Origin of the sequence: Plantibacter sp. LMC-P-059a (genome assembly GCF_030209505.1) — a bacterium.
GTDB lineage: Bacteria > Actinomycetota > Actinomycetes > Actinomycetales > Microbacteriaceae > Plantibacter.
Genome location: NZ_JARVRZ010000006.1, coordinates 65,228 through 83,425, shown reverse-complemented (window position 1 = coordinate 83,425; position 18,198 = coordinate 65,228). Strand labels below are relative to the sequence as shown.

The 18,198-nt window shown below is 70.0% G+C and carries 18 protein-coding genes; 10 read left to right on the top strand and 8 right to left on the bottom strand.

Annotated features, from left to right (window positions below):
- The first annotated feature begins 43 nt into the window (after positions 1 to 43).
- Positions 44 to 577, top strand: coding sequence for a GNAT family N-acetyltransferase (locus QRN27_RS13685; protein ID WP_285042700.1), 534 nt, complete (start codon positions 44 to 46; stop codon positions 575 to 577).
- Positions 578 to 612: 35 nt separating this feature from the next.
- On the opposite strand, the gene QRN27_RS13680 is transcribed toward QRN27_RS13685, so the two are convergent.
- Positions 613 to 1,569, bottom strand: coding sequence for an NADP-dependent oxidoreductase (locus QRN27_RS13680; RefSeq protein ID WP_285043113.1), 957 nt, complete (start codon positions 1,567 to 1,569; stop codon positions 613 to 615).
- A 299-nt stretch (positions 1,570 to 1,868) separates the two neighbouring features.
- On the opposite strand from QRN27_RS13680, the gene QRN27_RS13675 reads away from it, so the two are divergent.
- Both QRN27_RS13675 and QRN27_RS13670 read left to right on the top strand, forming a co-directional pair.
- Positions 1,869 to 2,498, top strand: coding sequence for a Pr6Pr family membrane protein (locus QRN27_RS13675; protein ID WP_285042699.1), 630 nt, complete (start codon positions 1,869 to 1,871; stop codon positions 2,496 to 2,498).
- Positions 2,499 to 2,569: 71 nt separating this feature from the next.
- Positions 2,570 to 3,274: a DUF998 domain-containing protein gene (locus QRN27_RS13670; protein ID WP_285042698.1), complete on the top strand. Its 705-nt coding sequence runs from the start codon at positions 2,570 to 2,572 to the stop codon at positions 3,272 to 3,274.
- Here QRN27_RS13670 and QRN27_RS13665 read toward each other — a convergent pair.
- Together QRN27_RS13665 and QRN27_RS13660 are read right to left on the bottom strand one after the other, a co-directional pair.
- Complete coding sequence (locus tag QRN27_RS13665; RefSeq protein ID WP_285042697.1) at positions 3,238 to 4,467, bottom strand: ROK family transcriptional regulator; 1,230 nt, start codon at positions 4,465 to 4,467, stop codon at positions 3,238 to 3,240. The genes QRN27_RS13670 and QRN27_RS13665 overlap by 37 nt on opposite strands.
- Before the next feature lie 43 nt (positions 4,468 to 4,510).
- Positions 4,511 to 5,164, bottom strand: a complete 654-nt coding sequence (locus QRN27_RS13660; protein WP_285042696.1) for a YqaJ viral recombinase family protein — start codon at positions 5,162 to 5,164, stop codon at positions 4,511 to 4,513.
- A 154-nt stretch (positions 5,165 to 5,318) separates the two neighbouring features.
- Between QRN27_RS13660 and QRN27_RS13655 the strand changes: the two genes are divergently transcribed.
- Genes QRN27_RS13655 through QRN27_RS13640 form a run of 4 tightly spaced genes read left to right on the top strand, consistent with a single transcriptional unit; the run spans position 5,319 to position 9,317 of the window.
- Positions 5,319 to 6,065, top strand: a complete 747-nt coding sequence (locus QRN27_RS13655; RefSeq protein ID WP_285042695.1) for a sugar phosphate isomerase/epimerase family protein — start codon at positions 5,319 to 5,321, stop codon at positions 6,063 to 6,065.
- On the top strand, positions 6,062 to 7,171 hold the full coding sequence (locus QRN27_RS13650; RefSeq protein ID WP_056014096.1) for a Gfo/Idh/MocA family protein: 1,110 nt from the start codon (positions 6,062 to 6,064) through the stop codon (positions 7,169 to 7,171). Before QRN27_RS13655 ends, QRN27_RS13650 begins: the two co-directional genes overlap by 4 nt.
- Entirely contained in the window at positions 7,168 to 8,286 is a 1,119-nt protein-coding gene (locus QRN27_RS13645; protein WP_285042694.1) for a Gfo/Idh/MocA family protein, read from the top strand. The genes QRN27_RS13650 and QRN27_RS13645 overlap by 4 nt, the downstream gene beginning before the upstream one ends.
- Positions 8,283 to 9,317 (top strand): sugar phosphate isomerase/epimerase family protein, encoded by a 1,035-nt coding sequence (locus QRN27_RS13640; RefSeq protein ID WP_285042693.1) that lies wholly within the window; start codon positions 8,283 to 8,285, stop codon positions 9,315 to 9,317. Before QRN27_RS13645 ends, QRN27_RS13640 begins: the two co-directional genes overlap by 4 nt.
- A 61-nt stretch (positions 9,318 to 9,378) precedes the next feature.
- On the opposite strand, the gene QRN27_RS13635 is transcribed toward QRN27_RS13640, so the two are convergent.
- On the bottom strand, positions 9,379 to 9,639 hold the full coding sequence (locus QRN27_RS13635) for a thioredoxin domain-containing protein (protein ID WP_285042692.1): 261 nt from the start codon (positions 9,637 to 9,639) through the stop codon (positions 9,379 to 9,381).
- Positions 9,640 to 9,747: 108 nt separating this feature from the next.
- Between QRN27_RS13635 and QRN27_RS13630 the strand changes: the two genes are divergently transcribed.
- Entirely contained in the window at positions 9,748 to 10,605 is an 858-nt protein-coding gene (locus QRN27_RS13630) for an NAD-dependent epimerase/dehydratase family protein (RefSeq protein WP_285042691.1), read from the top strand.
- A gap of 168 nt (positions 10,606 to 10,773) precedes the next feature.
- On the opposite strand, the gene QRN27_RS13625 is transcribed toward QRN27_RS13630, so the two are convergent.
- The 4 genes from QRN27_RS13625 to QRN27_RS13610 form a co-directional block, all read right to left on the bottom strand.
- The gene (locus QRN27_RS13625) at positions 10,774 to 11,265 is read right to left on the bottom strand and encodes a MarR family winged helix-turn-helix transcriptional regulator (protein WP_285042690.1); all 492 of its coding nucleotides are present in this window, start codon (positions 11,263 to 11,265) and stop codon (positions 10,774 to 10,776) included.
- A gap of 17 nt (positions 11,266 to 11,282) precedes the next feature.
- Complete coding sequence (locus QRN27_RS13620; protein WP_285043112.1) at positions 11,283 to 13,040, bottom strand: MDR family MFS transporter; 1,758 nt, start codon at positions 13,038 to 13,040, stop codon at positions 11,283 to 11,285.
- Between the two features lie 273 nt (positions 13,041 to 13,313).
- Positions 13,314 to 13,994, bottom strand: coding sequence for an ABC transporter ATP-binding protein (locus QRN27_RS13615; protein WP_285042689.1), 681 nt, complete (start codon positions 13,992 to 13,994; stop codon positions 13,314 to 13,316).
- Positions 13,995 to 14,085: 91 nt separating this feature from the next.
- Entirely contained in the window at positions 14,086 to 15,606 is a 1,521-nt protein-coding gene (locus tag QRN27_RS13610) for an ABC transporter permease (protein ID WP_285042688.1), read from the bottom strand.
- Between the two features lie 241 nt (positions 15,607 to 15,847).
- Here QRN27_RS13610 and QRN27_RS13605 point away from each other — a divergent pair, with 241 nt between their 5' ends.
- Both QRN27_RS13605 and QRN27_RS13600 read left to right on the top strand, forming a co-directional pair.
- Positions 15,848 to 16,600: a response regulator transcription factor gene (locus QRN27_RS13605; protein ID WP_285043111.1), complete on the top strand. Its 753-nt coding sequence runs from the start codon at positions 15,848 to 15,850 to the stop codon at positions 16,598 to 16,600.
- Entirely contained in the window at positions 16,597 to 18,186 is a 1,590-nt protein-coding gene (locus QRN27_RS13600; protein ID WP_285042687.1) for a sensor histidine kinase, read from the top strand. The genes QRN27_RS13605 and QRN27_RS13600 overlap by 4 nt, the downstream gene beginning before the upstream one ends.
- Positions 18,187 to 18,198: the final 12 nt, after the last annotated feature.

Here is an 18,198-nt window from a genome sequence, read left to right as displayed (position 1 = left end):
TCAGCGTCGTCTCCGCCGGCAAGCGACGTCGTAGGATGCGGGGATGGTCTCCACCCGCCCCGCCACCGCCGACGACGCCGCGACGCTCGCCACCCTCGCCGCCGCGACCTTCGGACTCGCCTGTCCACCAGGGACGACGCAGGCGGACATCGACGCGTTCATCGCGGAACACTTCACCCTGGAACACTTCGAGGAGTACCTCCGCAGCCCCGACCGGGCGGTGCGGTTGCTGCTCGCCGATGACGGCACGGCTGTCGGGTACACGATGCTCGTGTTCGGCGAACCGACCGACCCGGACGTCATCGCCGTGATCACCCACCGGCCGACGGTGGAGCTCAGCAAGCTGTACGTGCTCGCCGACGGGCACGGTGGGGGCGTGGCCCGTGTGCTGATGGAGGCGACGCTCGACGACGCCCTCCAGCACGGCGCGTCCTCCGTCTGGCTCGGCGTCAACCAGCAGAACGCGAGGGCGATCCGCTTCTACGAGAAGAGCGGGTTCACGGTCGCCGGCCGCAAGACGTTCCTCGTCGGCTCTGAGCGGCACGACGACTTCGTGATGGAACGGGTCTCGGGGTGAACCACCCCGGTCCCTGAGCCTGTCGAAGGGCGGGCTCAGCCGTCGGCGACCTTCAGGACGATCTTGCCCTTGGCGTGACCGCCCTCGAGGACGGTGTGGGCTTGGTGCACCTCGTCGAGGTCGAACACCTGGTCGACGAAGACCCGCACGTCGCCGGACTCGAGCAGACGCCCGATGGTGTCGAGGGTCGAACCGTCCGGGGCGACCCGGAACGTGGTGGCCCGGACGCCGACGGCTCGGGCATCCTCCACGAGGGTCGGCCACGACCCGGTCGGCGCGTTCACGATGAGTCCCCCCGGGCGCAGGACGGACAGGGATCGCGTCCCCGTGTCGTCGACCGTGTTGCCGATGAGGTCGATGACGACGTCGACCTGCGACACGACGTCCTCGAACCGCACCGCGTCGTGATCGACGGCCTGGTGGGCGCCGAGTTCCCGCAACCAGCCGACGTTCCGGCCGGACCCGGTGGCGATCACCCGTGCCCCGAAGTAGGTGGCGAACTGGACGGCGAAGTGGCCGACCCCGCCGCTGCCCGCGTGGATCAGGATGCGCTGGCCCTCGTGCGCCTTCGCGACGTCCACGACCATGCCCCAGGCGGTGAGCGCCGCGAGCGGTACCCCGGCGGCCTCGACGTGCGAGAGCGTCGTCGGCTTCCGGGTGAGGCTCAGCGAGGAGACGGCGACGTACTCCGCGTAGCTGCCGCCGGTCCGCGGGAACGCGGTCATGCCGTAGACCTCGTCGCCCGGGAGGAGGCCGGACGCCGCGAACGGCGACTCCACGACGATGCCGCTGAAGTCGTAGCCGAGGACGGCCGGCATGGTCTCGATGGCCGAGGAGACCCCTCGCCCTGAGCGCGTCTTCGCGTCGATGGGGTTCACCCCGGCGGCGACGACACGCACGAGGAACTCCGCCATCACCGGCTTCGGCGTCGGCATCGTCTGCATGTGGAACACCTCAGGACTGCCGACCGTGTCGATCACCGCGGCCCGCATGTGCTCCGGTGCCGGCTTGACCGCATCGGTGGCGGTCGCCAGTGACCAGGAATGTCCGGCTCCTTGACGCATCGAGTACCCCTTCGTCGTTCGTCCCCCGAACACTCCACCCGACGGAGGTCGGCTCGGCGACGAGTCTCGCTCCGGCACGTGGTCCGGCTCTGTTCTCATCAAAGCCGCCGAATGAGTCGGCGCTGTTACGGCGGTGTCAATTGGGTGGAAACGATTCCCCCACGTCGAGGGACACGACGGGTGTGGAGTACTGCGGGGCCGCCCGGTCGGTCCGATACAGTGGCGCCATGCGCGCACTGTTCGGAGTCATCAGGATCCTCGCCGGCGGGCTGATCATCGCCGCGATCGTCGGACAGTTCGTCTACACGCTGTCCTTCGGCGATGCCCCGGCGGACTTCGTCGTGAACTTCTTCAGCTACTTCACGATCCTCTCGAACGCGTTGAGCGCGATCGTGCTCCTGATCGGTGCAGGCTTCTGCTTCCGGATGCGACGCGATCCCGCCTGGTACAACCTGCTCCTCGGCAGCGTCGTCACCTACATGGCGACCACCGGCGTGGTCTACAACCTGTTGCTCCGCGGCATCCAGCTCGACCAGGGACACACCCTCGGGTGGTCGAACGAGGTGTTGCACCTCATCGCGCCCATCTACCTGGTGGTCGTCTGGATCGTCACGCCCGGGAAGTCCCGGCTGGAGTGGCGACAGGTGTGGGGGATCATCGCGTTCCCGCTGGTCTGGACCGTTTACACGATGATCCGCGGCTCGATCGTCGGCTGGTACCCGTACCCGTTCCTCAACCCGGCTCAGCCCGGCGGGGTCGGCGCGGTGATCGTGTACATCATCGCCATCGCGGGATTCATCGGCCTCATGGGGTGCGCGGTGATCGCCCTCAGTCGGACCCGGTTGATCCGAGGGTGAGCCGCACGATGTCGCCCGCACCGGGTCTCGGCGCGGACACCCGGTCACGAGACCGTCGTAGACCCGCCCTCGTGTTCGCCGCCGTGGGTGGCGTCCTCGTCGTGGTCGCCGCGATCCTGATCTGGGCCGCACGGCTCAGCCTGGCCAAGAACAGCTATGTGAGCGGGCTCGGTGCCACCGGTGAGGTGACGGCCCCCGTGTTCAACGCGGCGCTCCTCATGGTGGCGGTCGGCGGTCTCAGCATCGCGGTGGCACTGCAGCGCGCGGCGCGCCCTGGCAACGGGAGCCCGAAGCCGTCCCGGGTCGCGGGCATCCTCGTCCCCTGGCTGCTCGTGGCCGGCTCGAGCGTCTGCTTCTTCGTCGCCTCGCAGGTGACCTGCACCTACGAGTGCCCGATCCCCTCGAGCCCGCTGTTCACCGTGCAGGACGCGGTGCACATCTCCTTCGCGGTGCTCGGGTTCACGCTCGCCTGCCTCGCCATGATCGGCTCCGCGATCGGCGCCCGGCTCCGGGTCGTCCGACGCGTGTCATGGATCGCCGGGGCGGCCGTCGCGGTCGTCGCCGGCATCGGCGGTCTGCTGTCGCTCGCCGAGATCGGGCAGCAGGTCGGCAGTTGGTTGGAGTTCGCGGCGATGACGATCGCGTTGCTCTGGCTGGTCGGGTACGGCCTGGCCGAGGCCCTCACGGTCGGTCGGTCGGACGACGGCGCGGGTGTCGTCGCAGCCGGGGAGGATGCGCGTCAGCTCGATGCGGCGTCGACCGGGCTCCGCGGCTGAGTCATCGCATCGATGGCGGGGGCCGACAGCGCTTCGCGGAGCACCATGATCGCGGCTCCCAGCACGCCGGCCTCCTCGCCGGCCGTCGAGGTGACGATGCCGAGGTGTCCGGTGGCGAGGGGCATGGACCGACGGTAGACGACTTCGCGGACGCCGGTGAGGAGATGCCCGCCCGCCCGGGTCATGGTGCCGCCGAGGACGATCACGGACGGATTCAGGAGGTTCACGACGACGCTGAGGACCTCGCCGATCTCCCGGCCGGCCTGCCGCGTCGTCTCGATCGCCGCCCGGTCTCCCGCGTGGATGAGGGCGGCGACGTCGCGGCTGCTGGAGGCCTCGACCCCCTGGGCTCGGAGCGCCGTGGCGATCGCGGGTCCGCTCGCGATGGCTTCGAGGTCGCGTTCGTCGTCGACCGGGCGGGGCGAGTCGCGGCCGACGGGAACCTGGACGTGCCCGATGTCGCCCGCGGCACCGAGCGCGCCCCGCTGGAGTTCGCCACCGGCGATGATGCCGGCGCCGATGCCGGTCGAGACCTTCACGTACACGAGGTCGTCGGTGTCCGGCCAGGAGATCGCGTGCTCGCCGAGGGCGAGGACGTTGACGTCGTTGTCGACGAGGACGGGGACGTCGATCGTCCGGCGGATGTAGGCGGGTACGTCGAAGCGGTCCCATCCGGGCATGATGGGCGGATTCGTCGGGCGGCCCGTGGAGTGCTCGACCGGACCCGGCAGGCCGACGCCGATGCCGATGACGAGCGGGGTGGTGGGTTGCGGCGTCGTCCAGGCGAGCGGGTCGGCGAGGAGCGCGGTCGCCGCGTCGACGACCCAGTCCAGGACAGGTTCCGGGCCGGCGGAGATCTCGAGCTCTGCCCGACTCGTCGCGAGGATGGAACCGGCGAGGTCGGTGACGGCGACCGTCCCGTGCGTCGCGCCGAGGTCGACGGCGACCACGACACGCGCGAGCGGGTTGAACGCGATCCGGGCCGGCGGACGGCCGCCTGACGACGCCGCTTCTCCGGCCGGGCGGAGGAGGTCGGCGTCGACGAGGGCGTCGATGCGCAGTGACACGGTGGATCGTGCCAGCCCGGTGAGGGTGCAGAGCTCGGACTTCGTCCGCGCCTCACCGCTCCGGAAGAGCTGGAAGAGGTCACCGGCGCCCGGTGCTCCGGGGGAGGGGCGTTGCGGCTCGTTCATGGGGCACAGTCAACCATCTCGACCGACTTCTGTCGACTCGCCGTCAGAAGTCGAGGCTGAGCAGCGGCTCCCGGACGGCCGGTGCGGGCTCCGGCAGGACCGGGCGCCGGGCGGCCGGATTGGTGCGGTGGTACAGCTCGTCGATGAGCGCGTTCGCCAGGCCGACGAGCTTGGCGATCTCGGTGTCGTCGCGTTCCACCCACCGGCAGAGCGGCTCGTCGTCGATGGGGACGAAGTCCTTGTGCTCCTCCCACACCACGAGGGTGCGTTCGGCACCGATCACGTACTGCTGCCACCACACCTGGCGGAGGTAGTTGCGCGGGATCGAGCGCCAGGACTTCGTCGTGGTCTTGATCTCCGCGAGGACGACCGCGCCGCGTTCGGTGACGGCGATGCCGTCGGGCGTGGCGAGGTGGCGGTGCTCGACCTCCGCGCGGAAGAGCGCCGAGGAGGGGTTGATCCCGTGGGTCGCCGCGACCCAGCGGGCGATCTCGGGTTCGCGGGCGCGACCGTGGTCGGTGAAGGCGTTCCCGGAGAACCCGGTGCCGCCGAGCTTCGCGTCGGCCGCGCGCTGGATGGAGGCCGGGGTGGAGAGGGTCGCGACGTCGGTCGCGGTGATCCCGCGAGACCGGGCCCGCAGCCACGAGATGCGGTCGCTGGAGTCAGCGACGATCCGGGAGAGCAGGGCTGAGTTCACACCTCCATTGTCCCGCACACTTCGGACTCCGGCGGTATTCGTCGCCGAGGGAGCGACGATGGCCGATGGACTTTTGTTTGACCACCGACAGAAGTGTGGCTAGCCTGGATCACGCAGCAGCGGCTGCCTGACACCATCATCATTGAGGAGCATCGTGTCGACTTCCCACCTCTCCGTCCAGCTTTACTCGGTACGGGAGCCGCTGAGCGCGGACCGTGCCGCTGCGCTGCAGCGCCTCACCGAGATCGGCTTCCGCCAGGCGGAGCCGTTCGGCTTCGGTCCCGGCGTGAGTCTGCAGGACATCCACGATGCGGGCCTCGTCACCCCGAGCGCGCACGGCAAGGTCATCGACGACGGAATCGACCTGTCGGCCGTCTTCGGCGCGGCCGCCGAACAACAGGTCGGCGTCCTCATCGACCCCGCGATCGCCGTCGAGCGGTTCGCCACGGCGGACTCGGTCGCTTCGATCGCCGACGACCTGAACGCGGCGGCCCAGGTCGCCGCCGGCCACGGGGTGCAGGTCGGGTACCACAACCACTGGTGGGAGCTCGAGGGCGACGTCGCGGGTACGAGCCCGCTCGAGCACCTCGCCGCCATCACCGACCCGGCGGTCGTGTTCGAGGTCGACACCTACTGGGTCGAGGTCGGCGGACGCCGCGCCGTCGACGTCCTGGCGTCCATCGGTGACCGGGTGCGGTTCATCCACGTCAAGGACGGAGACGCCTCGCGCGACACGATGAAGCAGCTGCCCGCGGGCGCCGGCGTCGTCCCCGTGCTCGACATCATCGACGCAGCACCGCAGGCGTTGCGCGTCGTCGAGTTCGACGCCTTCGACGGCGACATCTTCCAGGGGCTCGAACAGAGCTTCACCTACCTCACCACGAACGGAGTCCAGGCATGAGCGACAACACCGGAACGGTCGGTGTCGGCCTCATCGGCGCCGGCGTCATCAGCGACCAGTACCTCAGCAACCTCGTCACCTTCCCCGACCTCGACGTCCGCTTCGTCGCCGACCTCGACCTCGAGCGCGCGAAGACGCAGGCCGAGAAGTACGGCGTCCCCGGCCACGGCTCGGTCGCCGAACTGCTCGCCGACCCGGAGATCGAGATCGTCGTCAACCTGACGATCCCGAAGGTGCACGTCGAGGTCGCCATGCAGATCCTCGACGCCGGCAAGCACGTGTGGAGCGAGAAGCCCTTCGCGCTCGACCGCGAGAGCGGCCAGGCGCTGCTCGAGGCAGCGAACGCCAAGGGACTCCGCGTCGCGACCGCCCCCGACACCTTCCTCGGTGCCGGCATCCAGTCCGCCCGCCGTCTGGTCGAGGCCGGCGGCATCGGCCAGCCGCTCACGGCCCTGACGCTCATGCAGAGCCCCGGCCCGGAGTCCTGGCACCCGAACCCCGACTTCCTGTTCCAGGACGGCGCCGGCCCGCTCTTCGACATCGGCCCGTACTACATCACCGCCCTCGTGCAGCTGTTCGGCCCGATCGCCCGCGTCACGGCGTTGGCCTCGCAGGCGTTCCCGCAGCGCACCATCGGCTCCGGCCCGCGCGCCGGGCAGTCGTTCGACGTGACGGTACCGACGCACGTCAGCGCCCTGTTCGAGTTCGAGAGCGGCCAGCTCGCGCAGAGCGTCTTCAGCTTCGACTCGAAGCTCGGACGGACGCAGTTCGAGGTCGCGGGTTCCACCGGGACGCTCGTCGTCCCCGACCCCAACACCTTCGAGGGCGAGCTGCTCGTCTACGGCGGTGGCGAGGAGCCGGAGTCCATCCCGTCGACCGGCCCGACGCAGGGTCGTGGAACCGGTGTCGTCGAACTCGCGCAGGCGATCCGCGCCGGACGCCCGGAACGTGCCTCGGGTGAGCTCGCGTACCACGTGCTCGACGTCATGGTCTCGACCGCCGAGTCCGGCCTCAGCCGCACCTCGGTGGACGTCGTGAGCACCGTCGAACTCGCTCCGGCGCTGCCCGAGGCGTGGACCCCGGCGGACCGTTCCCTCGGAGCATGACCGTGACGGCTCCCGGCATCGCGGTGGTGGGCGGTGGCTTCATGGCCACCGTCCACAGCCGGGCGGCTCGCGCAGCGGGTGCCCGGTTGGTGGGCGTCGTCGCCTCGACGCCCGAGCGGTCACGTGAGGTCGCCGGCGAGCTGGGGTTCGAGCGCGGATACGACTCGCTCGACGCCGCGCTCGCCGATCCGGCGGTGGACGTGGTCCACGTCTGCACGCCCAACGCCCTCCACGCCGAGCAGACCCTCGCGGCGATCGCCGCCGGCAAGCACGTCGTCTGCGAGAAGCCGCTCGCGACCGACGCCGAGACCGCGCAGCGGCTCGTCACCGCCGCCGCGGAGGCCGGCGTCGTCGGCACGGTGCCCTTCGTGTACCGTTTCCACCCGCTCGTCCGCGAGGCCAGGGCGCGCGTCGCGGCGGGTGACCTCGGGACGCTGCTCACGATCAGCGGGTCCTATCTGCAGGACTGGCTGCTCGCGCAGACGGACGACAACTGGCGCGTCGACTCGGCTGCCGGAGGGCGCTCGCGCGCCTTCGCGGACATCGGGTCGCACCTCGTCGACCTCATCGAGTTCATCACCGGGGCGCGCATCACGGAGCTGAGCTCCACGGTCCGCACCTTCTTCGCCGAGCGCGCGAACACCCCCGAGGTCACCACCGAGGATGCCGCCGCGGTCGTCATCCGGCTCGAGGGTGGCGCCATCGGCACCCTGCTGGTCTCCCAGGTCGCGCCCGGCCGGAAGAACCGCCTCCACCTCGAGGTCGCCGGCACCGAGCTGAGCATCGGCTTCGACCAGGAGGCCCCGGAGACGCTGTGGTTGGGACGCCGATCCGGCACGCAGGTGCTCCCGCGCGACGCCGACCAGCTGCACCCGGACGCCGCACGGCTGTCGATCGTCCCGGCGGGCCACCCGATGGGCTACCAGGACGCGTTCAACGCCTTCATCGCGGACAGCTACGCCGCGATGGCCGGGCAGGCCCCCGACGGGTTGCCCGTCTTCGCGGACGGCCTGCGTGCCGCCCGCATCACCGAGGCGGTCCTGAACGCCGCCGACTCCGGCGATTGGACCCCGGTCGCCACCTCCACCGATGACGAGACGAGGATCACCGCATGACCGACACCACCGACAAGCAGTACGCGAGCCGACTTCCCGTGACGCTGTTCACGGGGCAGTGGGCCGACCTCCCGTTCGAGGAGGTCGCGAGACTGGCGGCGTCCTGGGGCTACGACGGGCTCGAGATCGCAGCCTCCGGTGACCACCTCGATCTGAAGCGAGCCGACGAGGACGACACCTACCTGCAGTCGCGCCTCGACATCCTCGACCGGCACGGGCTCGAGGTCTTCGCGATCTCCAACCACCTCACCGGGCAGGCGGTGTGCGACGACCCGATCGACTTCCGCCACCAGGCGATCGTCCGCGACTACACCTGGGGCGACGGCGACGCGGAGGGCGTCCGGCAGCGCGCGGCCGAGGACATGAAGCGCTCGGCCCGCGTCGCCCGCAAGCTCGGCGTCGACACGGTCGTCGGCTTCACCGGCTCGAAGATCTGGCAATACTCGGCGATGTTCCCACCCGTCCCGGCCTCGGTCATCGATGCCGGCTACGAGGACTTCGCGACCCGGTGGAACCCGATCCTCGACGTCTTCGACGCCGAGGGCGTCCGCTTCGCCCACGAGGTGCACCCCTCGGAGATCGCCTACGACTACTGGACGAGCGTCCGCACCCTCGAGGCGATCGACCACCGCCCCGCGTTCGGCTTCAACTGGGACCCGTCGCACATGATGTGGCAGGGCGTCGACCCCGTCGGCTTCATCGTCGAGTTCGCGAACCGCATCTACCACGTCGACTGCAAGGACACGCGGATCCGGCCGGCGACCGGGCACGCCGGCATCGTCGGCTCGCACCTGCCCTGGGGTGACCCGCGTCGTGGCTGGGACTTCGTGTCGACCGGTCACGGCGACGTGCCGTGGGAGGACGCCTTCCGCGCCCTGTCGAGCATCGGCTACGCCGGGCCGATCTCCATCGAGTGGGAGGACGCCGGCATGGACCGCCTGCACGGGGCCGAGGAGGCCGTCGGGTACATCCGGAACCTGCTCTGGAAGCTCCCCGAGCAGTCCTTCGACGCCGCGTTCAGCACGCAGTAGGGCGCGGTCCCCGAGCTTGTCGAACGCCGGTCCCTGAGCCTGTCGGAGGGCGGTCGCCTGGTTACAGGGCCTTCGCCGCGGCGACGAGCACCTGGTTGAGCGTGGGTGCGCCAGTCGCGCGGAACACCTCGGTGCCGTCGTCGCTCGTGATGATGACGGTCGGCGTGGACCGGATGCCGTCGGCTTCGGCTTCCGCGGACCGGAACGCTACGTCGCGTTCCTCGACGACGGCGCCGGGGACGAGCGCGGGCACCTCCGCCAGGACAGTACGCGCCTGCATGCAGGGGGCGCAGAACGCGGAGGTGTACAGGGTGAGCTTCACGCTTCGTCCAACACCCACCGGGCGTCCCTCATTCCGTCCCGGTGGCCGGTTCCTGGGTGATCGGTCAACCCGTCGCCTCTTTCCGGGCCGATGCACCAGGATGGGCGCATGAGAATCGCAGTGACGGGAGGCTCGGGCAAGCTCGGGCGAACAGTGGTCGGCCATCTTCGGGAGCACGGTCACCTGGTGATCAACTTCGACCAGGCGGGGGAGCGAGGGGACGGTTTCGTCCGCATCGACCTGCGTGACGCGGGCCAGGTGTTCGACGCCCTCACCGGTGTCGATGAGCAGGCGCCGGACGGGTTCGACGCGGTCGTCCACCTGAGCGCGATCCCCGCGCCCGGGCTCTCGACGAACACGGCGACCTTCCAGAACAACATCATCGGCACCTACAACGTGTTCAACGCCGCCATCAAGGCCGGCATCACGAACATCGTCACGGCGTCGAGCGAGACCGTGCTCGGTCTCCCGTTCGACACCCCGCCGCCGTACATCCCCGTCGACGAGGCCTACGCCGCCCGACCCGAGTCGACCTACTCGCTCTCGAAGCACCTCGAGGAGCAGCTCGCGATCGAGCTGACCCGTTGGCACCCCGAGCTGAAGATCATCGCCCTCCGCTTCTCGAACGTGATGGACGAGGCCGACTACGCGGCGTTCCCGTCGTTCGACGACGACGCCACGCTCCGCAAGTGGAACCTGTGGGGCTACATCGACGGCCGTGACGGCGCACAGGCCGTGCGGCTCGCGCTCGAGCACCAGGCCGCCGGGTTCGACCGCTTCATCATCGCGGCGGCCGACACGGTGATGTCGCGTGACAACACCGAGCTCGTCGCCGAGATCTTCCCCGGGGTCCCGGTGAACGGCGACATCTCGGGCAACGGGACGCTCCTCTCGATCGACCACGCCCGCGAGGTCCTGGGCTACGACCCGAAGCACAGCTGGCGCGACACGGTCGACCCGGCCTGACCCACGTGTGATTCATTCCCTAACTCAGGAAGCGCCCGGCGTGTCGCCCGGCTCCTGCGATGGGCCGCGTCGACACGCCGACGGCGTCCTGAGTTAGGGAGAACAGAATGGGTCGGTGTGGTCGGGGTGTCACGGGAGTGAGCGGCTCACGGGACGAAGCGACTCGGGTCAGAGGGTGTCGTTGAGTTTGGCGAGCAGTTCGGCGAGGCGCCGCACCTCCGCCTCGTCCCAGGACGAGAGCTGCTGGTAGAGCATCGCCTGGTCGCTCGCCTTCGTCGACTCCATGCGTCGCTCACCCTCCGGCGTCGCGACCACGAGACTCGCACGGCCGTCCTCCGGGTCCGGTGTCTTCGTCACGAGGCCGAGGGTCTCGAGCTGGTGGACGAGCCGACTCACGGCACTCTTGTCGATCGCCAGCATCTCGGCCAGGGCGCCCGCACGCACCGCTCCCGAACGCGACACCATGCTGAGCAGCTTGTAGCCGGCCGGCTGGAGCCCGGGGGAGATCCGTTCGGCCCGCTCGCGGATGCCGTTGCGGATGCGGTTGATGAGCAGCGCGAACTGCTCCTCCACCGCGCCGATCGCGAGGTCGTGCGCGGTGCCGGCCGCTGCGTCGTCGGCAGCGGCCGGCCCGGCCTGGGCGTCGTGATCGATGGACATCGTTCGCATTGTACGGACTAGCGACCGTGGCGGGCAGTGTGCGCCTCGGTGCCTGTGTCGGCACGCGGGTCGACGTCCTCGTCGCGTCCGCGCTCCAGCCGCGTGTCGGCCTCGCCACCGATCATGGCCTCGGCCACGTCGAGCGCACCGGTCGCGAACGACTGGGTCGACGTCGAGGCGGTCGCGGTCGAGACGGAACCGGTGGCTGTACCGACGAGGGCGGGTTCTCCATCGCCTTGCTCGGCCATCCGCTGCACGGCGTTCTTCGAGCCGAGCTTCTTGTTCGGCAGGAAGATCACGGCGAGGATCGTGAGGATCGCGAGCGGCGCGGCGACGAGGAAGATGTCGGCGACCGCATCCCCGTAGACCGACTCGATGATCGTCCGCACCGACTCGGGCAGCGTGCTCACCTTGGGGATCGTGCCGCTCGACAGCGTCTCGGCGATCTTGGCGCCCGGAGCACCGAGGGCGACGATGGCCGCCTGCAGGTCGTCCTGGCGGTCGGACAGCATGTCGGTCACCTTCGTGGCCAGCACCGAACCCATCACGGAGACGCCGATCGTTCCACCGAGGCTCCGGAAGAACGCGACACCGGCGCTCGCCGTGCCGAGCTGCTGCGGCAGGACGTCGTTCTGGACCACGAGCACGAGGTTCTGCATGACCATGCCGACGCCCGCGCCGAGCACGAACATGTAGACGGAGACGAGCAGGTAGTTCGAGTCGTAGTGGATCGTGCTCATGAGGAACAGTCCGACGGTGAGCAGGATGGAACCGACGATGAGGTACGGCTTCCAGTGTCCGAAGCGGGAGATGAACTGCCCGACGACGATGGAGGCGATCAACAGACCGCCGATCATCGGGAGGGTCAGCAGGCCGGACTCGGTCGGCGTGGCGCCACGCGCCAGCTGCATGTACTGGCTGAGGAACACCGAGGTGCCGAACATCGCGACACCGACCGAGATGCTCGCGACGACCGCGAGGGTGAAGGTGCGGTTCTTGAACAGCGACATGGGGATGATCGGCTCGTCGACCTTGATCTCGACGATGACCGCCGCGGCGAGCAGGAGGACGGAGACACCCACCATGACGAGCGTGGTGAAGCTCGCCCACTCGAACTGAGTGCCGGCCAGCGTGACCCAGATGAGCAGCAGCGAGACGCCGCCGGCGATGAGCGCGGCGCCCAGGTAGTCGATCTTGACCTTGCCGACGTTCCGCTTCGGGAGGTGGAGCGTGCGCTGCAGGAGGAAGATCGCCGCGATCGCGAAGGGGACGCCGACGAAGAAGTTCCAGCGCCAGCCGAGGGAGTCGGTGAGGAGACCGCCGAAGAGCGGGCCACCGACGGTGCCGACGGCCATCACGGCGCCGAAGAGGCCCATGTACCGGCCGCGTTCACGCGGGCTGATGATGTCGGCCATGATGATCTGGCTGAGCGCGGTGAGTCCGCCGGCGCCGAGGCCCTGGAGCACGCGGAAGCCGATGAGCGTGCCCGTGTCCTGCGAGAAGCCGGCGAGTGCCGAACCGAGGACGAAGATCCCGAGGGCGAGCTGGATGAGCAGCTTGCGGTTGAAGAGGTCGGCGAACTTGCCCCAGATCGGGGTGGAGACGGTCGTCGCGAGCAGGGTCGCCGTGACGACCCAGGTGAACGCTGTCTGGTCGCCGTTGAGGTCGGAGATGATCCGGGGGAGCGAGGTGGAGACGACGGTTCCGGCGAGGATGGAGACGAACATGCCGAGGAGGAGGCCGGAGAGGGCCTCGAGCACCTGGCGATGCGTCATGCCGTTGTCCGCCCGCCCGGGCGTGACGGTTGCAGTGGTGTAGGTAGACATGGGCTCCGCGATCGTGATGGCGTCAGGTAGTTGATATGCGTCAACTATATGACAAGTAGTTGATCAGTGTCAACCAATCACATCGGCGGGGTATTCCCGTCGCCCTTCGACAGGCTCAGGGACCGGAGAGGGGCGGCTCAGGGACCGGACCGGGGGCGGCCCAGGGACCGGTGGGGCGGCTCGGGGACCGGATGGGAGTCGCTCCCCGAGCCAGCCGAGCGGTCAGCGCCGAGTCGTGATGTCCTTGAGCTTCCCGTCACCGATGTGCAGGCGCCGCTCGGCGCGCTTCGCGACGGCCGAGTCGTGCGTGACGATGACGACGGTGAGCCCGCGGTCGCGCCAGAGGCCCTCGAGGAGGTCCATGATCTCGTCGCGGGTCTCCTCGTCGAGGTTGCCGGTGGGTTCGTCGGCCAACAGCACCCGCGGTTCCTTCACGAGCGCGCGGGCGATCGCGACCCGCTGCTGCTGCCCGCCCGACAGCTCGGTGGGGAGGTGCGAGCCCCGCTCGGCGAGTCCGACGGACGCGAGTGCCGCCCTGGCCCTTGTCTCACGTTCGGCCCGCGGGGTGCCGATCGGCACGAGGGCCATCTCGACGTTCTCCTGTGCCGTCAGCGTCGGGATGAGGTTGAAGCCCTGGAACACGAAGCCGATCTCCGTGGCACGGATCCTCCCGAGCTTCGTCTCGCTGAGTGTCGAGAGGTCGTCGCCGGCGAGCGAGATGCCACCGGCGGTCGGTCGGTCCAGCGCCCCGAGCATCTGGAGGAGCGTCGACTTGCCGCCGCCGGTCGGGCCTTGGATGGCGACGAGCTGGCCGTCGGGGATCTCGAGGTCGACGCCGTCGAGCGCCGTGACGGAGCGCTTCGCCTGGCGGTACTGCTTGGTGAGGCCGGTGATCGTGTACATGGGGGTCCTTCGTTCTGCTGGCTGGAGTGTACGGAGTGGGGCCGCAGGGTGGTCGAGAGGTGCGACCACCCGGCGGCGTCTGGTGCGTCGCCTAGGCGACGGAACGGAGCGCCTCGGCCGGACGGAGTCGTGACGCGCGCCACCCACCGACGGCACCGGCGAGCAGCCCGCCGAGGATGGCGATCCCGACGGCGATGACGATGATCCAGGCGGTCACGGGAGCCTGGAGGACGATGTCGGTGGTGCTTGCGGCCGCGGCGCCCGGGGCACCACCGAACCCACCGGTCGCTCCCGCCGCCGCGTCCGACGGCATGCCGGCGGCACCGCCCGGGCCGCCGAGTCCGCCGCCGGCCGAGGTCGTCGCCGCGGCGCTGAGCGTCGGGGCGACGAGGTTCACGACGAGGATGCCGACGAGGCCGACCGCGACACCGACGACGCCGCCGATGAGTGACTGCACGACGGACTCGCCGGCGACCTGGCCGACGATGCGGCGGTTGCTCCAGCCGATCGCCTTGAGCGTGCCGAACTCGCGGGTCCGGCGGGTGACGCCCGAGATCGTGAACAGGATCGCGATGAGGAACGCGGCGGCGAGCACGATGAGCGACAGCCAGGTGCCGAGGTTCGACACGAGCGTCGATGCCGAGGCGAGCGAGCCGGACACGGTGGACGCGAGGTCCTCCTGGGTGCTCACGGTCGCGTCGGGCAGCGCCGCCTCGATGTCCGTCTGGACCTGCGCGATGTCGGTCGACGAGGCGGCCTGCACGTACACGTCACTGACCTGGCCGTCGAGCCCCGCGAGCGTCTGCGCGACGTCGAGGGGGATGTAGACGTTCGACGCGGTCGTGGCGTCGGCTCCGGAGGCGGTCACCGTGCCGACCACACTGAATGTGGTGCCCGCGAGGTCGATCGTGTCGCCGGTGGCGATCCCGGCCTCGGTGGCATAGGACGCGTCGAGGACGGCGACGTCCGTTCCCGCGTCGTCGGCTGCGAGCGAGCGACCGTCGCTGAGCGTGACGGCCGAGAGCGGACCCACCGCGTCGCCCGAGGGGTCGAGACCGAGGACGGTGAAGGAGTCGACACCGAACGAGCTCCCGCCCGCGCCGTCTGGACCGCCCTGCGGCGGGGTTCCGCCGGTTGCGCCGCCGGGGACTCCTGCCGTCCCGTCGGAGCCCTGCGCCTGCGAGAAATCGGGCAGCTCGCCGGTGAAGGTCGTGTTCGTGAGCGACAACGTGGCCGCGGCGGCCTCGACGTTCGCGACGTCGGTGATCGTGCCGAGCGCCGTCTCGTCGAAGGTCGACGTGCCGCGCGCCGCCTCGAGCCGCGACTGGTCGACGGTCGTCGTCCCGTCGCTCGTCGACCCGTCACCCGAGCCGAAGTCGAAGGTCTGGCCGGGGCCGCCACCCTCAGCCGGTGCCTCGGCGGCCTGGCTGACCGTGATGTCCGTGCCGACGCCGTAGACGGATTCCAACACGGACGCCTGTGCCGTCTTCACGCCGGCGGCGACCGAGTTGACGATGATCACGAGGGCGATGGCGAGCGCCATCCCGATGGCGATGATGACCGTCTGTTTGCGACGGCCGACGAGTTCCCGCCGGAGATACGTTCCGAACATGTCTGCGTTTCCTTCTGCTCTGGTCCACGTGCCGGCGTCCCGCTTGCACGGCGCCGACGATCCGCACGTCGCGGATGACTGGGACCGGACGCTACGGAGGGCTACTTGGCCTGCGCCTCGGCGACCCTATGAATCGGCCCAGGCCCCGGGCGGCGCTTCGTCGGCTCCAAGCAGGCTCAGCATCCGTCTGGCCGGTTCATGGACAGCTCATAGGGTCGGGGCGAATACTGAACGCGTGAACATGCAGACCCAGGCGTCCGGTGCGGCGCGAAGCGTACTCAAGCGGGCCGACGGCACCGCCGTGCGGGTGCTCGTCGTCGACGACGAGGCGACGCTCACGGATCTCCTGCAGATGGCCCTCCGGTACGAGGGCTGGGAGATCCGGACGGCAGCCGACGGTCGGGAGGCGCTGACGATCGCCCGCGATTTCCGACCGGACGCCGTCGTGCTCGACATCATGCTGCCCGACCTCGACGGGCTGCAGGTGCTCAACCGGCTGCGCACCTCGGGAAGCGACGTGCCCGTGCTGTTCCTGACCGCCAAGGACTCGCTCGACGATCGCATCGCCGGCCTCACCGCCGGGGGAGACGACTACGTCACGAAGCCCTTCAGCCTCGAGGAGGTCGTCGCCAGACTCCGCGGGCTCATCCGCCGATCGACCCTCCTCGCGGCGGACGAATCCGGCCCCGACATCATCGTCGGCGACCTCGTGCTGAACGAGGACAGCCATGAGGTGACGAGGGACGGCGAGTCCATCGAGCTCACCGCGACCGAGTTCGAGCTGCTGCGATTCCTCATGCGGAACCCGCGCCGGGTCCTCAGTAAGGCGCAGATCCTCGACCGGGTGTGGAGCTACGACTTCGGCGGTCGGGCGAGCGTCGTCGAGATCTACATCTCCTATCTCCGGAAGAAGATCGACGCCGGGCGCGAGCCCATGATCCACACCGTACGCGGCGCGGGCTACATGCTGAAGATCCCGACGGTCGGTTCGTGACCACCAGCGCCCCGGCCGCCGACCCGGCAGCGACGACCGTCGGCTCCGTCCACCCGAAGCGGGCGCCCTGGACGCTGCGTCGACGCCTGATGGTCGTCGTCGTCGGACTGCTCGCGCTCGGCAGCGTCGTCGTCGGCGTCGCGAGTGCCGTGGCGGTGAGCGGCCTGCTCACCGAGGGCGTCGACAACCAGCTCACGAAGGCCGCCGAGCGGATCGTCGACTACGGCCGGAACGGCCAGCTGTCGACCCCCGACGCGGCGCCGGACTCCCAGCTGCCCGGCGGGTACGGCGGCGGAACCCGCGAACCTCCGGCATTCATCGGCGCGCCGGGGCTCGGGCCGGGGGCGCTCGGAGCGATCGTCGTCGACGGCACGATCGTGAACGCCGGCTATCTCAACGCCGACGGCAGCACCGTCCCGTGCACGGAGAGCCAGGACGCGATGATCCTGACGGTCTCCGCCGGTGGCCGCCCGTCCACCATCGACCTCGGTACCTACCTCGGCGAATACCGGGTCGTCGCCGTGACCGACGCGAGCGGCGCGACGCGGGTCATCGGCCTCCCGCTCTCCGAGGTCACGTCCACGGTCATGCAGCTCGTGACGCTCATAGCGATCATGAGCGTCGTGGTCCTCCTCCTCGCCGGCCTGGCCGCGTTCGCGATCGTCCGGTACTCGCTCCGCCCGCTCGACCGGGTCGTCGCCACGGCGGCCGTCGTCGCGGAACTCCCGCTCGACCGCGGCGAGGTCGCGCTGGCCGTCCGGGTGCCGGACTCCGACACCGACCCGCGGACCGAGGTCGGCCGCGTGGGTTCGGCGATCAACCGCATGCTCGGCCACGTCTCCTCCGCGCTCAACGCGCGGCAGGCGAGCGAGAACAAGGTCCGCCGGTTCGTCTCCGACGCGAGTCACGAGCTGCGGACCCCGCTCGCGTCCATCGCCGGTTACTCGGAGTTGGCAGCGCGGAGGTCCGACACCCTCCCGGACGACGTGACGCACTCGCTCGGCCGCATCCGCTCCGAGGCCGGACGGATGACGACGATCGTCGAGGACCTGCTCCTGCTGGCTCGTCTGGACGAGGGGCGGGAGCTCGCCAAGCGCCCCGTCGACCTCACCGAACTCGTCATCCACACGGTCGGCGACGCCCACGTCGCCGGCCCAGGGCACGTCTTCGAACTCGACTTCCCGGAGGAGCCCGTGCTGGTCACGGGGGACGCGTCGCGCCTGCAGCAGGTGATCGTCAACCTGCTGGCGAACGCGCGGACGCACACCCCGGCCGGGACGACCGTGCGGACCGGGCTCGCGATCGAGAGCGGCCCCGGCGGCGAGCTCGCGGTCCTGACCGTCGCGGACGACGGACCGGGGATCGACCAGGCGCTCCAGCCCAACCTCTTCGAACGCTTCGTCCGCGGCGACGACTCGCGGTCGCGGGCCACCGGGAGTACCGGCCTCGGGCTGGCGATCGTGCACGCCGTCGTGACCGCGCACCACGGTTCGGTCTCGGTCGAGAGTGTCCCCGGACGCACGGTGTTCCGGGTCGAGCTGCCGGCCGCCGCGGCGCCGGCTGGGCCGGTCCAGTCGGGGGAGTGATGCGCGTGCGGC